This is a genomic window from Acetobacterium fimetarium (assembly GCF_014284475.1).
In the GTDB taxonomy this organism is placed as follows: domain Bacteria; phylum Bacillota; class Clostridia; order Eubacteriales; family Eubacteriaceae; genus Acetobacterium; species Acetobacterium fimetarium.
In genome coordinates, this window is the sequence record NZ_WJBC01000077.1 from 1 (window position 1) to 251 (window position 251).

1 rRNA gene is annotated in these 251 nt (G+C 45.8%); it reads right to left on the reverse strand.

The window, feature by feature from the left end:
- Positions 1 to 6 precede the first annotated feature (6 nt).
- Positions 7 to 123: ribosomal RNA gene (rrf, locus tag GH808_RS15145) — 5S ribosomal RNA — on the reverse strand.
- Between the last annotated feature and the right edge of the window lie 128 nt (positions 124 to 251).

The following is a 251-nucleotide window of genomic DNA, read 5'->3' on the forward strand; positions in this document are numbered from 1 at the left end:
TTTAAAATCCCGCAACGTCCTATCCTCCCAGGCAGTTACCCACCAAGTACTTTCGGCGCTGGAAGACTTTACTTCTGTGTTCGGTATGGGAACAGGTGTGGCCCTTCCGCCATCGTCGCGAGACTAGTTTAGCTTTGTTTCGGGCGATTGAAAATCGTCTGAAACGAATAGGTTTAATGGAGCGTTAGCGGTTAAACCGGCTAAACTGTCCATCAATTGTTGTAAAAATCATCCGATTCTTCTTGAAAGAT